The sequence below is a fragment of the Cupriavidus sp. 94F1 genome (assembly GCF_057798875.1).
Window position 1 is genome coordinate 381,670 of sequence record NZ_JBYOJT010000001.1, and the last position, 22,126, is coordinate 403,795.

The following is a 22,126-nucleotide window of genomic DNA, read 5'->3' on the forward strand; positions in this document are numbered from 1 at the left end:
AGCATGCGCAGCGGCATGTCGCGGACAGGGGAGAACCTGGATCGTTGCTGGTGGTACGGGAAGAGCGGCCGCAGACCGCGGGTGCATCGCAATTTCGCCATGCGCCGCGGCGGGAGGGAGTGCATCGGAATACGACTACGCGAGGTGGCTTGCCACGCCAGGCGCCGTCCCGGATGCGTACGGCATGACGTAATGTAACACGCGAGCCACCCCGCTCAAGATGAGAGGAATCGCAAAAAACTGGGGAAGTTCGGCGAATGCCGGCGCTGAAAAACACAACGGCGCCACATGGGCGCCGTCGGCTTGCAACTGGAGGCGGAGGTCGGAATCGAACCGGCGTACACGGCTTTGCAGGCCGCTGCATAACCACTCTGCCACCCCGCCAGGTGACGATGCTGGATTGTATCCGGATTCGCCGCGAGCGTCGTGACTGCCGACACCGCGACGGGGATGCAACCCCGCTAAAGAAAAAGGGAAGCGTTGCTTCCCTTTGGGATTGGAGCGGGAGACGAGTCTCGAACTCGCGACCTCAACCTTGGCAAGGTTGCGCTCTACCAACTGAGCTACTCCCGCGTACAACCGTACAACTTTTACTGCCGTGGCAGCTTGCGCTGCCGTTCCGCCGACCTGACCAACATCGCCATGTCACCGGATGCCATTAACCTGGAGCGGGAGACGAGTCTCGAACTCGCGACCTCAACCTTGGCAAGGTTGCGCTCTACCAACTGAGCTACTCCCGCAGGGCCCTGCATCATACCGAAAAGCAGACTATCGCGCAACTTCTTTTAACTACGCAGCTTTATGCCGGCAATTCGCGCTAAGTACCGCTTATCTTGCTGCTTTCGTTTGCGTCGTCAGCAGCGAGAACGAGATTATTGCAAAGAGAGAACCGGCTCGTCAACAACTTTTTGCAGGGAATTTCATTTTTGTGTCCGCGCCCCGCTCAACGCATCGCTGCGCTCGCGGATCTGGGGCCACGCGAGCTTCATGTAGTAGATCATCGACCACAGCGTGAGCACAGCCGCCACGTAGATCATCAGCGTACCCAGCAGCGACGCATCCAGGCCGAACAGCGTGTCGTTGAACAGCAGCAGCGGGATGGCGATCATCTGCACGGTGGTCTTCAGCTTGCCCAGGAAGTTCACGGCCACGCTCTTCGACGCCCCGATCTGCGCCATCCATTCACGCAGGGCCGAAATCGTGATCTCGCGGCCGATGATGACCAGTGCGATCAGGTCGGCCACGCGGCCCAGGGCCAGCAGCGACAGCAGCGCCGCCGTGACCATCAGCTTGTCGGCCACCGGGTCCAGGAAGGCGCCGAAGGCCGAGGTCTGGTTCCAGCGCCGCGCCAGAAAGCCGTCCAGCCAGTCCGTGACCGCCGCGATGATGAAGAACGACGCCGCCGTCACGTTCTTGGTATGCATCGGCAGCCAGGCCTCGGGCAGGTAATAGACCCCGACGACAAGCGGGATCATGGCCACGCGAAGCCAGGTCAGCAGGATGGGAATATTCAGTGGCATGGACGGTGCGTTCGTGCGCCAGAATCTGGCTGGTCTGCGATGTGGTCGCCAAGGCGGATTGCGCGATTGTCGCCGATTTCGACCCCAACCCGCTAATTTCGGGCCGAAAGCCGCCCAATACCTGCCAGGGACGGGTCTCAGTGCAGTTGCCGGTAGATTTCCTCGGCCAGCGTGCGAGAAATGCCTTCCACGCTGGCAAGTTCGTCGATGCTGGCCGCCATTACGCCGCGCAGGCCGCCAAATCGCGTCAGCAGCTTCTGGCGGCGGCGTGCGCCCACGCCTTCGATCTCCTCGAGCCGCGACGTGGTGCGCGCCTTGGCCCGCTTGGCGCGCATGCCGGTGATTGCAAAGCGGTGCGCCTCGTCGCGGATCTGCGCCACCAGCATCAGGGCAGCGCTACCCTGCCCCAGTTCCAGCGACGGACGCCCGTCGGCAAATACCAGCGTCTCCAGCCCCACCTTGCGCCCTTCGCCCTTGGCCACCCCGACCAGCAGGCCAATATCGAGCCCCAGTTCCTCGAACACCTGCCGCGCCACCTCGACCTGGCCCTTGCCGCCATCAATCAGCACCACGCGCGGCATGCGGGGCACGCCCTTGGCGCCGGCGGCGTTCGGATCGCCGCCATCCTCCTGAATCTGCTCGACCAGCTTCTGGTAGCGGCGCGTCAGCACCTGACGCATGGCGGCGTAGTCGTCGCCGGGCGTGATATCGGTGATATTGAAGCGCCGGTACTCGCTGTTCTGCATCTCATGGTGATGAAACACCACGCACGACGCCTGTGTGGCCTCGCCTGCCGTGTGGCTGATATCGAAGCACTCGATACGCAGCATGGCCAGGTCCTCCATGTCCAGGCCGATGGTCTCGGCCAGCGCGCGCGTGCGGGCCTCCTGGCTGCCCTGCTCGGCCAGGCGCCTGGCCAGCGCCAGGCCCGCGCCCTGCGCAGCCATCTCCAGCCACACCTTGCGCTGCCCCTGGGGCTGCCGCACCAGCGCCACCTTGCGGCCGGCCTGCATCGACAGCGCCTCGACCACCGCGCCGTCGGCCGGCAGATGGCTGACCACGATGATCGGCGGGGGCGCCTGATCGAGATAGTGCTGGATCATGAAGGCGGACAGCACGCGCGCGGCAATGCGATCGACCGACAACGGGCCCGCGTCGGCCGCAGGCGCGGCTCCGGCTGCAGCCTCACCGGGGGGCGCCTCGGATGTTTCCGATGCCTCGCTGGTGTCGTCGCTCTCTTCGACGATCATTGCCGCTTCATCGGCATGGGCAGGGAAGTAGGCCTTGTCGCCCAGATGCCGTCCGCCGCGCACCATGGCCAGGTTCACGCACGCGCGGCCGCCCTGCACGGCCACGGCCAGCACGTCGATATCGCGCGCCTGGCCGACTTCTTCCACGGCTTGCCGCTTCAGTACCGTCGACAACGCGCCAATCTGGTCACGCACGGCGGCGGCCTGCTCGAACTGCAACTGCATCGCATGCGACTCCATCTTCTGCTGCAGACCCGCGAGCACCTCGGTCTCGCGGCCCTGCAGGAAGCTCGCGGCGTTGCCCACGTCCCGGGCATAGTCTTCCTGCGAAATCGCGTTCACACAGGGCGCGGTGCAACGATGGATCTGATGCAGCAGGCACGGCCGCGTGCGATTGTTGAACACCGTGTCCTCGCAGGTGCGCAACTGGAACACCTTCTGCAGGATCTGCATGCTCTCGCGCACGGCATGCGCACTCGGGAACGGACCGAAGTACTGGTGCTTGCGGTCGGTCGCGCCCCGGTAATACGCCATGCGCGGAAACTTGTGGCCGGTCAGCTTCAGGAACGGATACGACTTGTCGTCGCGAAACAGGATGTTGTAGCGCGGCGCCAGCGCCTTGATGAGATTGTTCTCAAGCAGCAGCGCCTCGGCTTCGGTCCGCACGACAGTCGTTTCGATTCGCGCGATCTTGCCCACCATCATGGCAATACGCGGCGACAACAGCGTCTTGTTGAAATAGCTCGATACGCGCTTCTTCAGGTCGCGCGCCTTGCCCACATAGAGCACATTGCCATCGGCATCGAAATATCGATAGACGCCGGGCAGCCCGGGCATCCGCGCCAGGATCGGACGCGGATCGAAGTCCGGCACATCGGGGGGCTCCGGAGCCTGCACCTCGGTCGGGGCGGCTTCGGATTCGGATATCACGGGGTCGGTCTGGGGGACGGGTTCCTGCTCGGGCATCGCGGGCGGATTGAACGAATAAGGGGCGCCATCGGTGCGCCATCCATGCGCCCACACGGGGCGCTGGCCTAGAATCGCAAGTTTAGAGCAATTCGTCCGGAAGACTTCGTGGCCGCCGGCCGCCCTCGCCGCGTCCTTCGTTGCGTCCTCGTCGTATCTTCGCCAAACCCTCCGCGTCATGCCTATCCGTTCCTGGGACATTTTCTGCACGATCATCGACAACTTCGGCGACATCGGCGTTTGCTGGCGGCTGGCGCGCCAGCTGGCACAGGAGCACGGCCATGCGGTCCGGCTCTGGGTGGATGACCTGGCCAGCTTTGCCCGGCTGGCACCGGAAATCGACCCGGCCGCCACGCATCAGCGCCTGGCCGGTGTGGAAGTGCGGCGCTGGGCGCCGCAGCCGGACGCCCCGTTCGATGCCCCCGCGCCGCACGACGTGGTGATCGAGGCGTTCGCCTGCCATCTGCCCGAGTCGTTCCTGGCCGCCATGGCCGCCGCGCCGCGCAAGCCGGTCTGGATCAATCTGGAATACCTGAGCGCCGAGGACTGGGTCAGCGAGCACCACGCGATGGCGTCGCCCCATCCGCGCCTGCCGCTGACCAAATATTTCTTCTTTCCGGGCTTTGCGCGGGGTACGGGCGGCCTGTTGCGCGAATCGATGATCGGTGCTTCACGCGATGCCTTCCGCACCAGCCCGGCCGCGCAGGCCACGCTGTGGCACCGGCTCGGCGTGCAGCCCACGCCGGGGGCGCTGCGGGCCAGCCTGTTCGCCTATGAGAATCCGGCCATGCCCGCCCTGCTCGACCAATGGCGCGACGGTGCCACGCCGATCGAATGCTTCGTGCCCCAGGGGCTGGCCGCCACACAGATCGGCCAATGGCTGGGCGCGGCGGCGCCGCCGGGTACCACGCACCATCGCGGCAATCTTGTCGTCCATGGCATCCCGTTCGTGCGTCAGGAGCACTATGACGAACTGCTCTGGGCTTGCGACGTCAACTTCGTGCGCGGCGAGGATTCCTGCGTGCGCGCCCACTGGGCCGCCCGCCCGATGATCTGGCATATCTACCCGCAGGACGACCAAGCGCACCACATCAAGCTCGATGCCTGGCTGACCCGTTTTGCGCGGGCTGGGGTGGCGCCCGAGGCATCCGTCGCGCTGATCGCCTTCTCCCATGCGTGGAACGGCTACGGCACGGCGCCGGACTGGGCGGCGCTGCAGGCACATCTGCCCGCCCTGACCGCCGGCATGGACCGCTGGCAGCGGCAGTTGCAGCACTTGGGCGACCTCGCAGCGAATCTCGTGGCCTTTAGCGAAAATCAGGTAAAATAGCCGGTTGATTTTGATGGCGAGCCAAGTTTCAAGGCCCAAGAACAAACTGCCGGCTGCGCGCCTTCGCCATACCGAATTCCGGGTGCTCCCCCTACCTTGCGCCCGGACCATTTTTTTCAGGAAGACAGTTCAGATGAAAATCGCACAGGAACTCCGCGTCGGCAACGTGTTCATGATCGGTTCCGACCCGATGGTGGTTCAGAAGGCCGAGTACAACAAGTCGGGCCGTAACGCCGCTGTTGTCAAGATGAAGTACAAGAACCTGCTGACGGACGCCCCGGGCGAGTCGGTGTTCAAGGCCGACGACAAGTTCGAAGTGGTGGTGCTGGAGCGCCGCGAATGCACGTTCTCGTACTTCGCCGACCCGATGTACGTGTTCATGGATGGCGACTTCAACCAGTACGAAGTCGAGAAGGACAGCATGGGCGACGCGCTGAACTACCTCGAAGACGGCATGGCCGTTGAAGTGGTGTTCTACAACGACAAGGCAATCTCGGTGGAAATGCCGACGACGCTGGTCCGCGAGATCATCTACACGGAACCGGCCGTCAAGGGCGACACCTCGTCGGGCAAGGTGCTCAAGGGTGCCAAGATCAACACCGGCTTCGAACTGCAAGTGCCGCTGTTCTGCAACATCGGCGACAAGATCGAAATCGACACGCGTACCGGCGAATACCGCAGCCGCGCCAACTAAGCTTCACGGCGCCACGCGATAGAGAAAGGGCAGCTTCGGCTGCCCTTTTTGTCGTCCGCCGCGGCCGGCGGCCGGCCCAATCCTTACTTGACCAGATCCAGGTCCTTCAGCAGACGCAGCGCGGCTCGGTACTCGCCTTCCTGCTGGAGCTTGTTCCAGTCCAGCGGCTTGCGGCGGCCAAACAGCTTGCGAATACGCCGCTGCGACGTCTTCGACATCGACGTGTCGAGTTCCGACAATAGCTGATCGGCCATTTCCGGGTTGTTGCAGATCAAGACCATGTCACAACCGGCATCGAGCGCAGCCCTGGCGCCCTGCGTGACGGTACCGGCAACGCTGGCGCCCTCCATGCTGAGGTCGTCGCTGAAAATCACGCCTTCGAAACCCAGCTGCGTGCGCAGCACGTCCTGGAGCCAGAAGCGCGAAAATCCTGCCGGCGCCGGGTCCACCTTGAGATAGATCACGTGTGCCGGCATCACCGAGGCCAGCGCCGGCCCCATCCAGTCATACGGGCGCGCATCGTGCGCCAGGATCTCGTCGAGCGGGCGCTCGTCGACGGGCACCGCCACATGGGAATCGGCCTCCACGTAGCCATGACCCGGAAAATGCTTGCCGCAGTTGGCCATGCCGGCCAGCAGCAGGCCGTGCGTCAGGTGGTTGGCCAGCATCGTGACCACGCGCGGATCGGCATGGAAGGCGCGGTCGCCGATCACGCCGCTGCGGCCGAAGTCCAGGTCCAGCACCGGCGTGAAGCTCAGGTCGATATCGCAGGCGCGCAGCTCGGCCGCCAGCACATAGCCGGAGGCGATGGCCGCCTTGGTGGCCATCAGCACATCGCGGTCCCACAGCTGGCCCAGTCTGGCCATGGCCGGCAGGTGCGTGAAGCCGTCGGTCTTCGCGCGCTGCACGCGGCCGCCTTCATGGTCGATGCAGATCAGCACATCGTCGCGCACATTGCGGATCGCACGCGTCAACGACACCAGCTGCGCGCGCGACTCGAAATTGCGCGCGAACAGGATCACGCCACCGGTCAGGGGATGCGCGATGCGGCGCTCGTCTTCGGCATTGAGCTGCTTGCCCACCACGTCGAGCACCACGGGACCCGGACGCTTGCCGGACACTTTATTGTTCATATCGGTTCAGTTCGAGGCTGGTTCAGGCAGCGGACCGGGCTGCCCCGTCCGCTCCGCGATCGCGAAGGCGACCGCATACTCATGTTCATCGCTGACACTGACCCGAATGGTCAGGCCGCGTTCCCGAACCCACTCGGCCAGCTCGCCCGTGCATTGCGGGGTGGGCTCGCCAGACGGCAGGTTCAGCAATTCCATCGCGCGCCAGGTCATCGGCCAGCGCATGCCGAGCCCGATGGCCTTCGAAAAGGCTTCCTTGGCGGCAAAGCGCGTGGCAAGGAACGCCAGACCACGCTTTTCGGAGCGCACCTTGCGCGCGTGATAGATCTTCAATTCACGCGGCCCCAGTACCTTTTCGGCAAACCGGCCGCGCGTGCGATCCATCACGCCTTGCACGCGATCAATCTGGATGATGTCGGTGCCGACGCCGTAGATCACGCCGGCTGCCCCGGCACGGGATAACGGGTACCCAGCCGCGCCGCCACCATGATGGCCTTCATCTCGCGCACGGCATTTTGCCAGCCGACGAACACCGCGTGCGCCACGATGGCGTGGCCGATGTTCAGCTCCTTGATGCCCGGCAGTGCCGCGATGCGTTGCACGTTCGTGTAATGCAGGCCGTGGCCAGCGTTGACGATCAGGCCGTGCTTCTGGCCAGCCGTCACGCCCTGCGCCACGCGCTGGAACTCCGCTTCCTGCGCCTCGGCCGTGTGGGCATCGGCATAGGCGCCGGTATGGATTTCAATCACCGGCGCCTTGCACGCGGCGGCGGCGGCAATCTGGTCGGGGTCCGCGTCGATGAACAGCGACACGCGGATGCCGGCATCGGCCAGCTGGCGGCACGCCGCGCTGACCTGCTCGAAATGGCCGGCCACGTCGAGGCCGCCTTCGGTGGTCACTTCCTCGCGCTTCTCCGGCACCAGGCACACGTCCTGCGGCTGAATCTCGCACGCGATGTCGAGCATTTCGGCAGTAATGGCGCACTCGAGGTTCATGCGCGTGGCCAGCTTCGGACGCAGCGCACGCACGTCGGCATCGCGGATATGGCGGCGGTCTTCGCGCAGGTGCAGCGTAATCAGGTCGGCGCCGGCTTCTTCGGCCTGCAGCGCGGCCTGGATCGGGTCCGGATAGACGGTGCCGCGCGCATTGCGCAGCGTGGCAACGTGATCGATGTTGACGCCGAGGTCGATGACCCCGGGATTCGCGTGGAAGATCATGCCGGCTTGCTCAGAGGGAATGGGGAATCAAAGGTACTGCAGATCGATCAGGATCTGGCGCGTTTTCAGCGGCTCGCCCTGTAGATAATAATGCAGCAGGAACCGCATCAGCGCGCGGCTTTGCGTAACGGTTTGTGCGCGCGCGTAGTCGTCCTGCGCCATGTCCAGCAGCGTCTGCCCCGACACCACGGGCCAGGTCGACGGATCGCTGGCATGCGCGCGCCGTACGCCACGCTCCGGCTGGTAGACATAATCAAGGCCCGGCTGCACGCGCTCGCCCGTCTTGATGCATTGATCGAACGCCACCGCGAAGCCGGTCTCCTGCAGCAGCACGCGCTCGAAGCCGCGCAGCACCAGGCTGGCCGGCTCGCCATGCGCCAGCCGCGTCAGCGTGATCATGTAGTGCTTGAACAGCGCAGGATGCGCATCCTCGCGCGGGCAGAATCGCAACAGCAATTCATTCAAATAGAAGCCCGACAGCAGCCCATCGCCGGCCAGCGGCAGCATGCCGCCCATGTACTCGGCCTTGGTCAGCGTCTTGACCTCGCCGCGCCCCGTCCACGACAACGAAATGGGATGGAAATGCTGCAGCACGGCGCGCAACGCCGAATGCGGGCGCTTGGCGCCCTTGGCGACCATCGCCATGCGCCCGTGATCGCGCGTGAAGACGTCGAGGATCAGGCTGGTTTCGCGATAGGGATAGGCATGCAGCACGAACCCCGCCTCGTTGGTGACGCGCAACTCCGAGCGCGCCGGCACGATGCGCATCGCGCGGTCCATCATTTCGCGCCCGGCGGCCACCGCCGGGCTCAGCGCGGGAATGGCGCCCGACTCCAGCACCTCGGCGGCCTCCTCGGCAATCGGATCGGCACTGCGCGCACGCGGCGCGCCGCGGCGCACGTCAGGCATCTTGCTCACTCGTAGCCGTAGGCGCGCAATCCGGCTTCGTTGTCGGCCCAGCCGCTCTTGACCTTAATCCACATTTCCAGGTAGACCTTGCCGTCGAACAGCTTCTCCATGTCGAGGCGCGCCTCGGTGGAGATCTGCTTGAGCTTGCTGCCCTTGTTGCCAATGATCATGGCCTTGTGCGCGTCGCGCTCAACCAGAATCGTGGCGAAAATGCGACGCAGCCGCCCTTCCGTCTCGAACTTGTCGATGACGACGGTGCTGGTGTACGGCAGCTCGTCGCCGGTCCAGCGGAACACCTTCTCGCGGATGATTTCCGATGCCAGGAACCGCTCGCTGCGGTCGGTCATCGCATCCACGTCGTACATCGGCTCGCCTTCCGGCAGGTAGGGCCGGATGATGGCCAGCAGGCGGTCGATGTGGTCGCGCGTCTTGGCGGACATCGGCACCACTTCCGTGAACGGAAAACGCTGCCCCATCTGTTCCAGGAACGGCATCATCACTTCCGACCGGCCTTCGCCGATGCGGTCGAGCTTGTTGCACACCAGCAGCACCGGCACGTTCTTCGGCAGCAGCGCCAGCACCTTTTCGTCATCGGGGCCGAAATAGCCGGCTTCTACGACGAACAGCACCACATCCACCGACGACAACGTCGAAGTCACCGCGCGGTTCAGCGAACGGTTCAAGGCGCTGGCATGGCGCGTCTGGAAACCCGGGGTATCGGCGAACACGTACTGCGTATCATCGGTGGTCTGAATACCGACGATCCGATGCCGCGTGGTCTGCGCCTTGCGGGACGTGATGCTGATCTTCTGGCCGACCAGCGCGTTCATCAGCGTGGACTTGCCCACGTTCGGGCGGCCAACGATGGCCACGGTGCCGCAGCGAAATGCCGTGGCACCAGAGGGTTCCGCCGCAGCCTGCTGCGGAGGGAGAGAATCGGTCATTCCTTCAACCTGAGAGACAACTGGGGATCCGGTGGCACCGGCTGCTTGCGTGTCTTGCCTGTTCGCTCGGCACGGCTGCGCTTGAGCAACTGGGGCACGAGCTTCTGGACTTCGTCCAGCGCGAGCTTGGCCGCCGCCTGTTCTGCCGCACGGCGCGACGCGCCGGTGCCGAACACGCGCACCTCCAGTTTAGGCACGATGCATTCGACTTCAAATTGCTGGCTGTGCGCCGCACCGTGCGTGGCAATGACGTTGTACTGCGGCAGGGCAATCTTGTGACCCTGCAGGTACTCCTGGAGCAGCGTCTTGGCATCCTTGCCCAGCGTGCGCGGGTCCACCTGCTCCAGAATCGGGATATACAGCTTGCGGATCAACGCCCGGGCGGCGTCGAACCCGCTATCGAGGAATACGGCACCGACGATGGCCTCGAGCGCGTCCGCCAGAATCGACGGGCGGCGGAATCCGCCGCTCTTGAGTTCGCCTTCGCCCAGGCGCAACGCGTCCGACAACTGCAGCATCTGGGCGATCTCGTACAGCGCCTGCTGCTTGACCAGATTGGCGCGTACCCGCGACAGATCGCCTTCGTCCAGCTTGCCGAACATGCCATACAGCATGTCCGCCACCGCACAGTTCAGCACCGAATCGCCAAGAAATTCCAGGCGTTCGTTGTGCTGTGCGCTATGACTGCGATGCGTGAGCGCCTGCTGCAGCAATTCGGGCTTGCTGAATCGGTAGCCGAGACGTTGCTGCAAGGCGTCGAGGGTCATGTCTTTACTGCGTTCCCGAATAGGTAATCAAAAAACTCAACGGACCATAGATCTTCACTTCGGTCCGGTATTCGAAGCCGATCGAGCGAATACGCCCGGATTCGTCCTCGTTCACGTCCAGATCGTCGCCGCGGATCGAACTGATATTGTCGATCTGGGCCTGCTTGTCGAAGTTGGCCGCTACGTCCTTGCGGTTGCTCGACCGGTCCTTGGCGTAGCTGGTCGCCCGCTTGACCGAGAAATATTCCAGCATGCTGGGAATCGACTTCAATGCCGGCAACGCTATCGCCAACACCAGCGCCACCACCACAAGCATCGATCCCAACGAAAATCCGCGTGATTTATGAATCACAAATACGCGGACTTTCCCCCTTTTACCCAAAACCATCTGACCCATCGCGCTGTCCTCTATATTGAGTGTTTTGCGCTGCGTAGTGCCGTGAACGGCTTATTTGAACGACCCTACGCGCCCGAAATTGCCCAGATTCATCCAGATCATGAAGGCCTTGCCGACGATATTCTTGTCGGGTACGAAGCCCCAGTATCGGGAATCCAGGCTGTTGTCACGGTTATCCCCCATGACGAAATAGTGACCGTCCGGCACTTTACATGTCAGTCCCTGCTGATTGTAAGTGCAGTTCTCGCGGAACGGAAAATCCGGATCGGCGCCGGCCACAAAGGCAGGCCGGTCCGTGTCGTTCAGAATGCCATGTTCGGGGCCGCCCGGCAGCTTTTCGGTGAAATGCTTCGAATATGCCAGACGCTCCTCGTCGAGATAGTCGGGCAGTGCGCTGTATTCGGCCGGCTTGCCATTGATGGTCAGTTTCTTGTTTTCGTAACGCACCACGTCGCCCGGCACGCCGATCACGCGCTTGATGTAGTCAAGCGACTCGTCCTTCGGATAGCGGAACACCATGACATCGCCGCGTTGCGGCTCGCCCACGTCGACGATTTTCTTGTTCACCACCGGCAGCCGAATACCGTAGTCGTACTTGTTCACCAGGATGAAGTCGCCGATCAGCAGCGTGGGAATCATCGACCCGGACGGGATCTTGAACGGCTCCACGACAAACGACCGCAGTACGAATACCGCCAGGATCACCGGGAAGAAACTCGCCGAATATTCGAGCCACCACGGCTGGCGCATTTTCTCTTCGGCCAGCTTCGCGCGCGAGCGGTCAAGCTCCGTGCCGGCCGGCACGGCCTGCATGTGCTGGCGCTGGGCGTCGAATTCGGCCAGCGCCAGTTGCGTGACGCTGCGGCGTTGACGCTCGAATACGAGCTTGTCCGCGACCCAGGCAATGCCCGTAATGACCACCAGCACAAAAAGGATCAGTGCGAAATTCATGACGGCTTGGAGTGATGTCGATTTTGTTGGTATCGCCGGCTTGCTATCGCCAGGGCGCAGGGACTTACTTTTCGTCCACCTGCAGAATCGCCAGGAATGCCTCCTGGGGGATTTCCACGGTGCCCACCTGCTTCATGCGCTTCTTGCCCGCCTTCTGCTTTTCGAGCAGCTTCTTCTTCCGCGAAATATCGCCGCCGTAGCACTTGGCCAGCACGTTCTTGCGCAGCGCCTTGACGTTTTCGCGCGCGATGATATTCGCGCCAATCGCGGCCTGGATGGCCACGTCGTACATCTGGCGCGGAATGATTTCGCGCATCTTGGCAGCCACCTCGCGCCCGCGATATTGCGAATTCGAGCGGTGAACGATCACCGACAGCGCGTCCACCTTGTCGCCGTTGATCAGGATATCCACCTTGACCACGTCCGACGGACGATATTCCTTGAATTCGTAATCCATCGACGCGTAACCGCGCGACACCGACTTCAGGCGGTCGAAGAAATCCATGACGATTTCCGCCATCGGAATTTCATACGTGAGCTGCACCTGCTTGCCGTGATAGCTCATGTTGATCTGCGAGCCGCGCTTCTGCGTGCACAGCGTGATCACCGAGCCCACATAATCCTGGGGCATATACAGGTTCACCGTGACAATCGGCTCCAGGATTGCCTCGATCTTGCTCGGATCGGGCATCTTGGCCGGATTCTCGACGGTGACCATCGTGCCGTCGCGCTGCTGCACCTGGTAGACCACGGTCGGCGCGGTCGTGATCAGGTCCATGTCGAATTCGCGTTCCAGGCGCTCCTGCACGATTTCCATGTGCAGCAGGCCCAGGAAGCCGCAGCGGAAGCCGAAGCCCAGCGCCTGCGACACTTCCGGCTCGAATTGCAGCGACGCGTCGTTCAGGCGCAGCTTTTCCAGCGATTCGCGCAGCGCCTCGTACTGGTTGGCTTCCACCGGATACAGGCCGGCGAACACCTGCGGCTTGACTTCCTTGAAGCCGGGCAGCGGCTCGGGGGCACGCTTGGCCAGGGTGGTAATCGTATCGCCCACCTTGGCGGCCTTCAGTTCCTTGATACCGGCGATCACAAAGCCCACCTCGCCGGCAGTCAGCGCATCGCGCTGGACCGACTTCGGCGAAAACACGCCCACCTGTTCCACCAGATGCTGCGAGCCCGTGGCCATCAACAGCACCTTGTCCTTGGGACGCAGCGTGCCGTTGACCACGCGCACCAGCATCACGACGCCGACATAGTTATCGAACCACGAATCGATGATCAGGGCCTGCAGCGGCGCGTCGGCATCACCCTTGGGCGGCGGCACCTTGGCGATCAGCGCCTCGATCACGTCTTCCACGCCCTGCCCGGTCTTGGCCGAGCACGGCGTGGCGTCGCTGGCGTCGATGCCGATGACTTCCTCGATTTCCTGCTTGGCGTTGTCCGGATCGGCCTGCGGCAGGTCGATCTTGTTGAGCACCGGCACCACTTCCACACCGAGTTCGATGGCGGTGTAGCAGTTGGCCACGGTCTGGGCTTCCACGCCCTGCGACGCATCCACGACCAGCAGCGCGCCTTCGCAGGCCGACAGCGACCGGCTGACTTCGTAGCTGAAGTCCACGTGTCCCGGGGTGTCGATCAGGTTCAGGTTGTAGACCTTGCCGTCGCGCGCCTTGTAGCTGAGCGCCGCAGTCTGGGCCTTGATGGTGATGCCGCGCTCTTTCTCAATGTCCATCGAATCGAGCACCTGCGCTTCCATTTCCCGATCCGACAGCCCGCCGCAGCGCTGAATGATCCGGTCGGCCAGGGTGGATTTGCCGTGGTCGATGTGGGCAATGATCGAGAAATTACGAATATGGTCCATCTAGTGATCTGGAAAACGCCAGCGCGGCCCGGCATACCAGGACGGTGCGGGCGCGGCAAAAAGTGGGGCGCACGGTTTTGCGCCAATCCGCGATTTTACCGGATTTTCAAGGACTTCCGTCGCGCGAAATGGCTTTGCGCGCCGGGAATCCGGGCAGTTCGGCATGCCGGATCCTGCACCTTGGCAAAAAAACGATCGCGCCGGAGGGCATCCGGCGCGATCAGTCGAGCTTCGGTTGACCTTCTCGCGGCCCTGATGGCCACGCAATGGCTTAGCGGCTCTGGCTCGGACGCAGGGTCAGCACCTGGGTGGCATCGCCGCGCCGCACGAACACCGCGGCCATCCGGTTCTTGTCCAGCGACTTGACCAGATCGTTGAACTGACGCGCCCCTGTCACATCCGTGTCGCCCAGCCGCAGAATGATGTCGCCGGGACGGATGCCGGCACGCGCCGCCGGACCGTCCGCCGTATCCACTTCCACGCCGGACTTGACCTTGAGCTCGCGCAGGCGCGCTTCGGGGATGTCGTTGACGACCAGCCCCAGCGCATTGGGCTTGGCTGCCGGCTGGTCTTCACCGCCGCTATTGCCCTTCCGGTCGCCCTTGCGTGCCGCAACCTTGGCATTGTCGGGTTCCAGCTCCGCAACCATGATCTGCACCTCGCGGGTCTGGCCCTTGCGCCATACCTGCAACGGCACCCGCGTGCCCGGCTTGGTATCGCCAACCATGCGCGGCAGATCCGACGCCTTCTCGATATCGCGACCGTTGAACTTCAGGATGATGTCGCCGGCCTCGATGCCCGCCTTTTCGGCCGGACCGCCCGGCTCGACGCTGCCCACCAGCGCGCCCCGCGCCCGACCCAGGCCCAGCGAATCGGCCGCTTCCTTCGAAACGTCGCTGATCGCCACGGCAATACGGCCACGCGTGACCTTGCCGTTCGCCTTGAGTTGATCCGTCACGCGCATCGCCTCGTCGATCGGAATCGCGAACGAAATGCCCATGTAGCCACCGCTGCGGCTGTAGATCTGCGAGTTGATGCCGATGACCTCGCCGCGCAGGTTGATCAGCGGGCCGCCCGAATTGCCGGGGTTCACCGCCACATCGGTCTGGATGAACGGCAGATAGTCGCCCGTATCACGGCCCTTGGCCGATACGATGCCGGCGGTCACGCTGTTGTCCAGGCCGAACGGCGAGCCGATGGCCAGCACCCATTCGCCGGGGCGGATCTTGTCGGAATCGCCCAGTGCCAGACGCGGCAGGCCCGTAGCTTCGATCTTGAGCAGCGCCACGTCGGTGCGCTTGTCGGACCCGATCAGCTTGGCCTTGAATTCGCGCTTGTCGGGCAGCGTGACATAGATCGTCTCGGCGTCAGCCACCACGTGGGCGTTGGTCATCACGTAGCCGTCCTGGCTGATGATGAACCCCGACCCTACGCCGCGGCTCTGCTCCTCGCCCTGGGGCGGCGTCTGCGGCTGGCCACGGCGCGGCGGCGTCGGCTGGCCGGGCATCGGCACGCCGAAGAACCGACGGAAAAACTCCGCCATCTCGTCGTCTTCGGGGGAATTGCCGCCCCGCGACCGGACCCGCTCGGTGGTGCGGATGTTGACCACGGCCGGACTGGCCTTTTCGACGAGGTCAGTAAAGTCGGGCAGGTTGTAATTCGAGGCCGCCGCCTGGGCGTGGCCCACTTCGGAAACGGCCGGACCAAGCACGAGCATGGCCACGAGGACCATGGCCCGCGCCAGGGCGGGGGATCTGGAAATCATCGACGAACTCCCGGGAGAATCTGCGAGAAAACGGATGCTTCGCGGCAAGGCCAAGGCCGGGGCGCCTGCGAAGCGCACTGCCTGGTGGTCCGGCGCGGGATCCGCTGCCCCGTCGCCGCCACGCCAAGATTCGCTCAGTGTACCGCCTTGGGCGGGCGGTACTCCACGCCGGCCGCGAACTGCTTCACGGTTGCGGCGGGCACCTCACCGACCACCGTGATCCAGTAGTCGGACACCCGTCGCACCACCACCTGGGTGGCGCCCAGTGAAGCCACGCCTTCGCGGCGGGCGCGTTGTTCGGACACCGGCTCGATAAACACCGACAGTCCGGTCAGGCCGTCGCTGTACACGACCTGCAGCACTTCGAAGACGCCGGCGGGCTTGGCACCCTGGGTCGGCGCACGCAGCTCGCCGAGCGGGCGGCGCACCTCGCGGATCTTCTGGAAGCCCTTGATCGGGGCGTTGATCGTCCACCCTTCGTCGGCGATATTGGCCGGCTGATAGCTAACTTCGTAGTGATTCCACGAATTCGCGCCCTTGATCGCGTTCAGGATGCGCTGCTTGTCGGACGGCACGCCAATGTCGACCTGCGAGAACGCCACCTGTTCGAGCACCTTGCCGCCCTCGCCGATCGTCTGCGCACGCATCAGCAGCCCGGAATTCTTGTCCGCCCACAGACGCACCGCATAGCGCGCCGCATCGTGCGGCTCCAGCGCGAAGACTTCGCACTCGACGCCCGCGACACGTTCGGCGGGCAGCTTGCGCATGTCGTAGAGATCCAGCACGTCACTCTTGTTCGTGGCGAGCAGCGCAGGGAAGCGGTCCTTCGCTTCCTGCTTCTCGATCACGACGAGCTTCGCTTCCGGGATCAGGCTGTGGACCACGTCGTTCTGGCGCAGTACCTCGCGCGGCTTGCCGTCGAGCGTTTCCAGCCGTTCGTACTCGTTGTTGGCGAGGTCGCTGTAGTGCTGGATACGCGAGGCATGCATGACGCTGCCGCGCTGATAGATCAGCGTGCCGACGTAGTTTTCGCGCTGCGCGGCGCGATGGATCTTGTTGAGCCACGCGGTGGCATCGCGTCGACTCAGCGCGCTGTCAGACGGCTGCGCGGTGGCTGCGGCAGCGGTCAGACACAAGGCCAGAAAAAAGGACCTGCGCAGGCCCTTCTTTCCGTGTACGCCCGCGATATCGGCGAGCGACCGTCCTCTATGCATGTCCGGCATTATTCCTGCGAATTATCCTGGGAGAAGTTGGCACCATTGGCCACTGTACGCATGGTCGGCACAAAGGCGTCCGTTGCTACAGACGTGCGGTGCGCACGCAGGTACTCGTCGAGACGCGGATCGCGGATCATCTGCGCGTTGTCGGCAGACACGGTCACGATGCCCCCCGCTGCGGGCGCGATCGAGGCAGCCGCCTTCATCGCGCTACCCGGCTGCTGTTCCACGCGCGCCACGATGGCATCCGGCGCGCCGGTATCGCCCGGCCCGCGCATCTGCGGCACGACCACCCAGCTGACAGCCGCGACTGCGGCGGCAATTGCGGTGCCGGGCATGACGCGGCGCACCCACGACGGACGCACCAGCAGGCGCTGCCGGCCCGCGGCGGCCACGGCCGGCACGAGCACGTGCGGCTCGGATTCGAGTTGCGCGGAGAAGCGGGAAAGAAAATCGGAGGTCGACCCCGCGTGCGTCAGTTCTTCCGAACGCAGCGTGTCGCCGATCAGTTGATACATCGACCATTCGGCCATCCCGGTCTCGCCCTTGGCGATATCCAGTGCCGCGTCGATTTCGTGCGCCTGCAGCTCGCCATCCATCAGGATCGAGATCTGCTCCGCTGCTTCCATTACATGAACCGACTGCTTATGAGCCTGACCCATTTCCAACCCCAAGAAATTCCATTGAACACCGATAAATCCCGTCACTACCGCTTGTCGTTTATCGATGCAGGAATAGGCTGCAACGCTGGCTGCACGACATTCTCACTTACCATCGCTTGCCCTCTGCCGTTCCCAGCAGGGGCCGCAATTTTTCTGCGATCGCTTCGCGCGCCCGGAAAATCCGCGAGCGCACCGTACCGATCGGACACCCCATTGCCTCCGCGATCTCCTCATAACTGAGGCCTTCGATCTCGCGCAGCGTGATGGCGGTGCGTAATTCTTCCGGCAATGCTTCCATGGCGCGGTTCACCGTATCGGCAACCTGGCGCGTGTGAAGCATGGACTCCGGCGTATTGATATCCCTTAGTTGCTCACCATCCGCAAAAGTTTCAGCCTCTTCGGCATCGATATCGCTGGACGCTTCCGGACGGCGCCCCTGGGTTGCCAGGTAGTTCTTGGCGGTGTTCACCGCGATCCGATACAGCCAGGTGTAGAAGGCGGATTCCCCCCGGAACTGGGGCAAGGCGCGATATGCCTTGATAAAGGCATCCTGCGCCACATCCTCCACTTCTGCGGGGTCACGGACAAGGCGCGAGATCAGGCGAATGATCTTGCGGTGGTACTTGACCACCAGCAGTTCAAAGGCCTTCTTGTCGCCCTGCTGGACGCGTTCAACTAGAAGCTGATCGGCTTCGCGTTCGCTCACGAATGGTTCACCTGCTGCAGTGTATCTCTTGGTTTTGTCGTCACGACAAGCGTTGTATTTTACCTACGATCCGTGCGCCCTCGGGCGTCGCAAAGCGCATTCTGTGACCGTGGCTACGCAATTTGGTTCCTTGGCCGGCACACTTCGGTTGCACCGTGTGCAACCCGGCGGCGCTGCGGCGGGACGATCGGGAGAATACTCGGAAGAAGCCGGGGCGCGCCGTGCTGCGCGGGCGGGGCCCCGGCGACGCGCCACGGACGGGCGCGTCATACGGCTCAGATACGGCGGAAAACCAGCGTGCCGTTAGTACCGCCAAAGCCGAAGTTGTTCTTCACGGCCACATCGATCTTCATTTCACGTGCCGTGTTGGCCACGTAGTCCAGGTCGCACTCGGGGTCCTGGTTGAGGATGTTGATGGTCGGCGGCGAGATCTGGTTGTGGATCGCCAGCACGGTGAAGACCGATTCCAGCCCGCCGGCACCGCCCAGCAAATGGCCGGTCATCGACTTGGTCGAGTTGACGGCTACCTTGTAGGCTGCGTCGCCGAGGGCCAGCTTGATGGCGTCCGACTCGTTCTTGTCGCCAAGCGGCGTCGACGTGCCATGGGCATTGAGGTAGTTGACCTCGTCCGGGTTCACACCGGCGTCCTTGAGCGCGGCGACCATGCAGCGGCGCGGGCCATCGGTGTTCGGCGCGGTCATGTGATACGCGTCGCCGCTCATGCCGAAGCCCACCAGCTCGGCGTAGATGCGCGCACCGCGCGCCTTGGCCGATTCGTACTCTTCCAGCACCATCACGCCGGCGCCTTCGCCCAGCACGAAGCCGTCGCGGTCCTTGTCCCACGGACGCGAAGCGGCGGCAGGGTCATCATTGCGGGTCGACAGCGCGCGGGCCGCGGCAAAACCGCCGATGCCCAGCGGCGACACCGTCGATTCGGCACCGCCGGCAACCATCACATCAGCGTCGCCAGCCTGGATCAGGCGGGCGGCCAGGCCGATGCTGTGCAAGCCGGTCGTGCAGGCCGTCACGGCGGCCAGGTTCGGCCCCTTCAGGCCGTGAATGATCGACAGGTGACCCGAGATCATGTTGATGATCGAGCCCGGCACGAAGAACGGCGAGATGCGGCGCGGGCCACGGTTGGCCAGCGTCATCTGCGTGTCTTCGATCATCGGCAGGCCGCCGATGCCTGAACCGACCAGCACGCCCACGCGCTCGGCATTGGCGTCGGTGATTTCCAGGCCGCTGTCCTTCAGCGCCTGGGTACCGGCGGCGATGCCGAAATGGATAAACGTATCCATGTTGCGGGCTTCCTTGGCCGGGATGTATTCCTCGGCGTTGAAGCCCTTCACTTCGCCGGCGAAATGCACAGCCAGGGCGGAGTGATCGAATTTGGTAATGGTGGCGATGCCGGACTTGCCGGCAACCAGGTTGGCCCAGCCTTCGGCAACCGTGTTTCCGACCGGAGACACAAGGCCAAGCCCAGTGACGACGACGCGACGACGGCTCACTATATTTTCCTACGAGTGCGTGAAGTGGAATCGGATGACTTCAGGATCCCGCCGCGCCTGCCGTCAAACCATGGCATGGGGCGCACTGCTTGGGATCGATCCGGTTCAGCTTCTTCGAACAGACGAAAGCCACAGAAAACGGCATGACAGGACCGTGACGGCCCCGTCCATGCGCCTTCTGTGGCTCGGAATATGATGACGACGGCTTAGGCCTTGACGTGCGCGGTGGCGTAGTCGATGGCTTGTTGCACGGTCGTGATCTTTTCGGCTTCCTCATCCGGAATTTCCATGCCGAATTCATCTTCCAACGCCATCACGAGTTCCACCGTGTCCAGCGAGTCCGCACCGAGATCATTCACGAACGACGATTCGTTCTTGATGTCTGCCTCGGCCACGCCAAGCTGTTCAGCCACGATTTTCTTGACGCGTTGTTCGATATTGTCCATGTAACCCTCCAGGGAATGTTCGACAAAAAGTGGGCGCATTTTAGCAGGTTTGGACCACAAAAAATCCGCCTGCCAAGCTTTGCAAGATTCGCGCCCGATTGGTTTGAAAAACTACTGCTTCAACCGGCTTCTTTCGGCTTCTCCCTCGAAACCGAAGCCGGTCCAAATCCTTAGTTCATGTACATGCCACCGTTCACGTGCAGCGTAGTGCCCGTGATGTAGGCGGCCTGCGGACCCGCCAGGAATGCCACCGCATTGGCGATGTCTTCCGGCTGGCCCAGACGGCCCAGCGGAATGCGCGTCTTGAGGGCAGCATGCTGCTCTTCCGACAACACCTTCGTCATGTCCGTATCGATGAAACCCGGCGCGACGCAGTTCACCGTGACGTTGCGGCTGCCGATCTCGGCGGCCAGCGCGCGGGTCATGCCTTCCACGCCGGCCTTGGCCGCCGCGTAGTTCATCTGGCCCGGGTTGCCCGTCGAGCCCACCACCGACGTGATGTTGATGATACGGCCGCCACGGGCCTTCATCATCGGGCGCAGCACGGCACGCGCCAGGCGGAACACCGCCGTCAGGTTCGTGTCGATGACGGCCGTCCAGTCGTCGTCCTTCATGCGCATGGCCAGTTGGTCCTGCGTGATGCCGGCGTTGTTCACCAGCACTGCCAGGCCGCCGTGGGTCTTCACGATCTCGTCGATCACGGCGTCGCAGCGCGCGGCGTCGTTCACGTTCAGCACCACGCCATTGCCCTTCAGCCCTTCGGCCGACAGGTATTCGCCGATGCCGGCCGCGCCCGATTCGCTCGTGGCCGTACCGATCACGGTGGCGCCCTGGCGTGCGAGTTCCAGCGCGATGGCCCGGCCGATGCCGCGCGAGGCACCGGTTACCAGCGCGACCTGATTTTCCAGAGTCTTGCTCATGTTGCGTTCGTTCCTTGCTCTTATTTCAACAGCGCCAGCGTGTCCTGCAGCGACGCCGGATCAAAGATTGCACCACCGACGAGGTTGCCGTCGATGCGTTTGGTCATGCCGGCCAGAACTTTGCCCGGACCGCATTCGATCACATGGGTCACGCCTTCGGCAGCCATCTTCTGCACGCACTCGACCCAGCGCACCGGCGCCGCGGCCTGGCGCACCAGCGCGTCCTTGATCTGCGCCGGATCGTTGACGATGGCCACGTCGACGTTGTTCACCAGCGGAATCGCGGGCGCCGAAAACGCCAGCCCGGCCATGCGCTCGCGCAGGCGGTCCGACGCAGGCTTGAGCAGCGACGAGTGGAACGGCGCCGAAACCGGCAGCGGCAGCGCGCGCTTGGCACCCTTGGCCTTGGCGATTTCGCAGGCCTTTTCCACTGCGCCCTTGTTGCCCGCGATCACGACCTGTGCCGGGGCGTTGAAGTTCACGGCCTCAACCACACCGGCACCCGCCGCTGCAGCTTCGGCGCACGCCGCGCGCACGTCGTCATCGGACAGGCCGAGGATGGCGGCCATGCCGCCCTCGCCCACCGGCACGGCTTCCTGCATGGCCTGGGCGCGGAAACGCACCAGCGGCACGGCGTCCGCGAACGGGATCACCCCCGCGGCCACCAGCGCCGAATATTCGCCAAGGCTGTGGCCTGCCACCAGGGCAGGCGCCGGACCGCCGGCATCGAGCCAGGCGCGGTACACGGCCACCGCCGCCGTCAGCATCACGGGCTGCGTGTTGGTCGTCAGGTTCAGGTCTTCCGCGGGGCCTTCGGCAATCAGCTTGCCGATGTCCTGGCCCAGCGCGGTCGAGGCTTCCTCGAGCGTGGCACGCACCACGGGGTTGTCGGCAAACGCGTTCAGCATGCCAACCGACTGCGAACCCTGTCCGGGAAAAACGAATGCGAATTTCATCGGAAATCCAGTC

21 protein-coding genes and 3 tRNA genes are annotated in these 22,126 nt (G+C 63.7%); 2 read left to right on the forward strand and 22 right to left on the reverse strand.

The window, feature by feature from the left end; genetic code table 11:
- Positions 1-310: 310 nt before the first annotated feature.
- The 5 genes from AC3FJ6_RS01700 to uvrC form a co-directional block, all read right to left on the reverse strand.
- Positions 311-384: transfer RNA gene (locus AC3FJ6_RS01700), tRNA-Cys, on the reverse strand.
- 113 nt (positions 385-497) lie between these two features.
- A tRNA-Gly gene (locus AC3FJ6_RS01705) sits at positions 498-573 on the reverse strand.
- Positions 574-664: 91 nt separating this feature from the next.
- Positions 665-740: transfer RNA gene (locus AC3FJ6_RS01710), tRNA-Gly, on the reverse strand.
- A gap of 180 nt (positions 741-920) precedes the next feature.
- Entirely contained in the window at positions 921-1,520 is a 600-nt protein-coding gene (gene pgsA, locus AC3FJ6_RS01715; RefSeq protein ID WP_066730959.1) for a CDP-diacylglycerol--glycerol-3-phosphate 3-phosphatidyltransferase, read from the reverse strand.
- Positions 1,521-1,657: 137 nt separating this feature from the next.
- A complete protein-coding gene (gene uvrC, locus AC3FJ6_RS01720) occupies positions 1,658-3,736 on the reverse strand; it encodes an excinuclease ABC subunit UvrC (protein ID WP_488770774.1) in 2,079 nt (692 codons plus the stop codon).
- A 178-nt stretch (positions 3,737-3,914) separates the two neighbouring features.
- On the opposite strand from uvrC, the gene earP reads away from it, so the two are divergent.
- Positions 3,915-5,066 (forward strand): elongation factor P maturation arginine rhamnosyltransferase EarP, encoded by a 1,152-nt coding sequence (earP, locus tag AC3FJ6_RS01725; RefSeq protein WP_488770459.1) that lies wholly within the window; start codon positions 3,915-3,917, stop codon positions 5,064-5,066.
- A gap of 133 nt (positions 5,067-5,199) precedes the next feature.
- Positions 5,200-5,760 (forward strand): elongation factor P, encoded by a 561-nt coding sequence (efp, locus tag AC3FJ6_RS01730; RefSeq protein ID WP_400393655.1) that lies wholly within the window; start codon positions 5,200-5,202, stop codon positions 5,758-5,760.
- 83 nt (positions 5,761-5,843) lie between these two features.
- Here the strand turns inward: efp and nagZ are convergent, their stop codons facing one another.
- From nagZ to fabD, 17 genes are all read right to left on the reverse strand, one after another.
- Positions 5,844-6,893, reverse strand: a complete 1,050-nt coding sequence (gene nagZ / locus AC3FJ6_RS01735; protein ID WP_488770460.1) for a beta-N-acetylhexosaminidase — start codon at positions 6,891-6,893, stop codon at positions 5,844-5,846.
- Between the two features lie 6 nt (positions 6,894-6,899).
- Positions 6,900-7,328: a holo-ACP synthase gene (acpS, locus tag AC3FJ6_RS01740; protein WP_400393651.1), complete on the reverse strand. Its 429-nt coding sequence runs from the start codon at positions 7,326-7,328 to the stop codon at positions 6,900-6,902.
- Positions 7,325-8,107, reverse strand: coding sequence for a pyridoxine 5'-phosphate synthase (pdxJ, locus tag AC3FJ6_RS01745; RefSeq protein WP_488770461.1), 783 nt, complete (start codon positions 8,105-8,107; stop codon positions 7,325-7,327). Before pdxJ ends, acpS begins: the two co-directional genes overlap by 4 nt.
- A 27-nt stretch (positions 8,108-8,134) precedes the next feature.
- Positions 8,135-9,016: a DNA repair protein RecO gene (recO, locus tag AC3FJ6_RS01750; protein ID WP_488770462.1), complete on the reverse strand. Its 882-nt coding sequence runs from the start codon at positions 9,014-9,016 to the stop codon at positions 8,135-8,137.
- 5 nt (positions 9,017-9,021) lie between these two features.
- Positions 9,022-9,960, reverse strand: a complete 939-nt coding sequence (gene era, locus AC3FJ6_RS01755; RefSeq protein WP_488770463.1) for a GTPase Era — start codon at positions 9,958-9,960, stop codon at positions 9,022-9,024.
- On the reverse strand, positions 9,957-10,727 hold the full coding sequence (gene rnc, locus AC3FJ6_RS01760; RefSeq protein ID WP_092594258.1) for a ribonuclease III: 771 nt from the start codon (positions 10,725-10,727) through the stop codon (positions 9,957-9,959). Before rnc ends, era begins: the two co-directional genes overlap by 4 nt.
- Positions 10,728-10,731: 4 nt before the next feature.
- The gene (locus AC3FJ6_RS01765) at positions 10,732-11,043 is read right to left on the reverse strand and encodes a DUF4845 domain-containing protein (RefSeq protein ID WP_488770775.1); all 312 of its coding nucleotides are present in this window, start codon (positions 11,041-11,043) and stop codon (positions 10,732-10,734) included.
- A 132-nt stretch (positions 11,044-11,175) separates the two neighbouring features.
- A complete protein-coding gene (lepB, locus tag AC3FJ6_RS01770; RefSeq protein WP_400393646.1) occupies positions 11,176-12,075 on the reverse strand; it encodes a signal peptidase I in 900 nt (299 codons plus the stop codon).
- A gap of 64 nt (positions 12,076-12,139) precedes the next feature.
- Positions 12,140-13,933 (reverse strand): translation elongation factor 4, encoded by a 1,794-nt coding sequence (gene lepA, locus AC3FJ6_RS01775; protein ID WP_092594261.1) that lies wholly within the window; start codon positions 13,931-13,933, stop codon positions 12,140-12,142.
- Between the two features lie 271 nt (positions 13,934-14,204).
- Positions 14,205-15,698 carry a DegQ family serine endoprotease gene (locus AC3FJ6_RS01780; protein ID WP_153945417.1) on the reverse strand — a complete coding sequence of 498 codons (1,494 nt, stop codon included), beginning with the start codon at positions 15,696-15,698 and terminating at the stop codon, positions 14,205-14,207.
- A 134-nt stretch (positions 15,699-15,832) separates the two neighbouring features.
- Positions 15,833-16,912, reverse strand: coding sequence for a MucB/RseB C-terminal domain-containing protein (locus AC3FJ6_RS01785; RefSeq protein WP_487523623.1), 1,080 nt, complete (start codon positions 16,910-16,912; stop codon positions 15,833-15,835).
- A gap of 8 nt (positions 16,913-16,920) precedes the next feature.
- On the reverse strand, positions 16,921-17,577 hold the full coding sequence (locus AC3FJ6_RS01790) for a sigma-E factor negative regulatory protein (RefSeq protein WP_488770776.1): 657 nt from the start codon (positions 17,575-17,577) through the stop codon (positions 16,921-16,923).
- Positions 17,578-17,683: 106 nt separating this feature from the next.
- On the reverse strand, positions 17,684-18,283 hold the full coding sequence (gene rpoE, locus AC3FJ6_RS01795; protein WP_092594264.1) for an RNA polymerase sigma factor RpoE: 600 nt from the start codon (positions 18,281-18,283) through the stop codon (positions 17,684-17,686).
- Between the two features lie 275 nt (positions 18,284-18,558).
- Positions 18,559-19,791, reverse strand: a complete 1,233-nt coding sequence (gene fabF, locus AC3FJ6_RS01800; protein ID WP_488770464.1) for a beta-ketoacyl-ACP synthase II — start codon at positions 19,789-19,791, stop codon at positions 18,559-18,561.
- Positions 19,792-19,997: 206 nt separating this feature from the next.
- Complete coding sequence (gene acpP / locus AC3FJ6_RS01805) at positions 19,998-20,237, reverse strand: acyl carrier protein (protein ID WP_008644813.1); 240 nt, start codon at positions 20,235-20,237, stop codon at positions 19,998-20,000.
- A gap of 170 nt (positions 20,238-20,407) precedes the next feature.
- A complete protein-coding gene (gene fabG / locus AC3FJ6_RS01810; protein ID WP_488770465.1) occupies positions 20,408-21,157 on the reverse strand; it encodes a 3-oxoacyl-ACP reductase FabG in 750 nt (249 codons plus the stop codon).
- Between the two features lie 20 nt (positions 21,158-21,177).
- A complete protein-coding gene (gene fabD, locus AC3FJ6_RS01815; protein WP_488770466.1) occupies positions 21,178-22,113 on the reverse strand; it encodes an ACP S-malonyltransferase in 936 nt (311 codons plus the stop codon).
- Positions 22,114-22,126: the final 13 nt, after the last annotated feature.

Excerpts from the sequence above, each read along its gene's own strand:
- pgsA (WP_066730959.1), bottom strand. The coding sequence starts at position 1,520 with ATGCCACTGAATATTCCCATCCTGCTGACCTGGCTTCGCGTGGCCATG.
- uvrC (WP_488770774.1), bottom strand. The coding sequence starts at position 3,736 with ATGCCCGAGCAGGAACCCGTCCCCCAGACCGACCCCGTGATATCCGAA.
- earP (WP_488770459.1), top strand. The coding sequence starts at position 3,915 with ATGCCTATCCGTTCCTGGGACATTTTCTGCACGATCATCGACAACTTC.
- efp (WP_400393655.1), top strand. The coding sequence starts at position 5,200 with ATGAAAATCGCACAGGAACTCCGCGTCGGCAACGTGTTCATGATCGGT.
- nagZ (WP_488770460.1), bottom strand. The coding sequence starts at position 6,893 with ATGAACAATAAAGTGTCCGGCAAGCGTCCGGGTCCCGTGGTGCTCGAC.
- pdxJ (WP_488770461.1), bottom strand. The coding sequence starts at position 8,107 with ATGATCTTCCACGCGAATCCCGGGGTCATCGACCTCGGCGTCAACATC.
- recO (WP_488770462.1), bottom strand. The coding sequence starts at position 9,016 with ATGCCTGACGTGCGCCGCGGCGCGCCGCGTGCGCGCAGTGCCGATCCG.
- era (WP_488770463.1), bottom strand. The coding sequence starts at position 9,960 with ATGACCGATTCTCTCCCTCCGCAGCAGGCTGCGGCGGAACCCTCTGGT.
- rnc (WP_092594258.1), bottom strand. The coding sequence starts at position 10,727 with ATGACCCTCGACGCCTTGCAGCAACGTCTCGGCTACCGATTCAGCAAG.
- AC3FJ6_RS01765 (WP_488770775.1), bottom strand. The coding sequence starts at position 11,043 with ATGCTTGTGGTGGTGGCGCTGGTGTTGGCGATAGCGTTGCCGGCATTG.
- lepB (WP_400393646.1), bottom strand. The coding sequence starts at position 12,075 with ATGAATTTCGCACTGATCCTTTTTGTGCTGGTGGTCATTACGGGCATT.
- lepA (WP_092594261.1), bottom strand. The coding sequence starts at position 13,933 with ATGGACCATATTCGTAATTTCTCGATCATTGCCCACATCGACCACGGC.
- AC3FJ6_RS01780 (WP_153945417.1), bottom strand. The coding sequence starts at position 15,698 with ATGATTTCCAGATCCCCCGCCCTGGCGCGGGCCATGGTCCTCGTGGCC.
- AC3FJ6_RS01785 (WP_487523623.1), bottom strand. The coding sequence starts at position 16,912 with ATGCATAGAGGACGGTCGCTCGCCGATATCGCGGGCGTACACGGAAAG.
- AC3FJ6_RS01790 (WP_488770776.1), bottom strand. The coding sequence starts at position 17,577 with ATGGGTCAGGCTCATAAGCAGTCGGTTCATGTAATGGAAGCAGCGGAG.
- acpP (WP_008644813.1), bottom strand. The coding sequence starts at position 20,237 with ATGGACAATATCGAACAACGCGTCAAGAAAATCGTGGCTGAACAGCTT.
- fabG (WP_488770465.1), bottom strand. The coding sequence starts at position 21,157 with ATGAGCAAGACTCTGGAAAATCAGGTCGCGCTGGTAACCGGTGCCTCG.
- fabD (WP_488770466.1), bottom strand. The coding sequence starts at position 22,113 with ATGAAATTCGCATTCGTTTTTCCCGGACAGGGTTCGCAGTCGGTTGGC.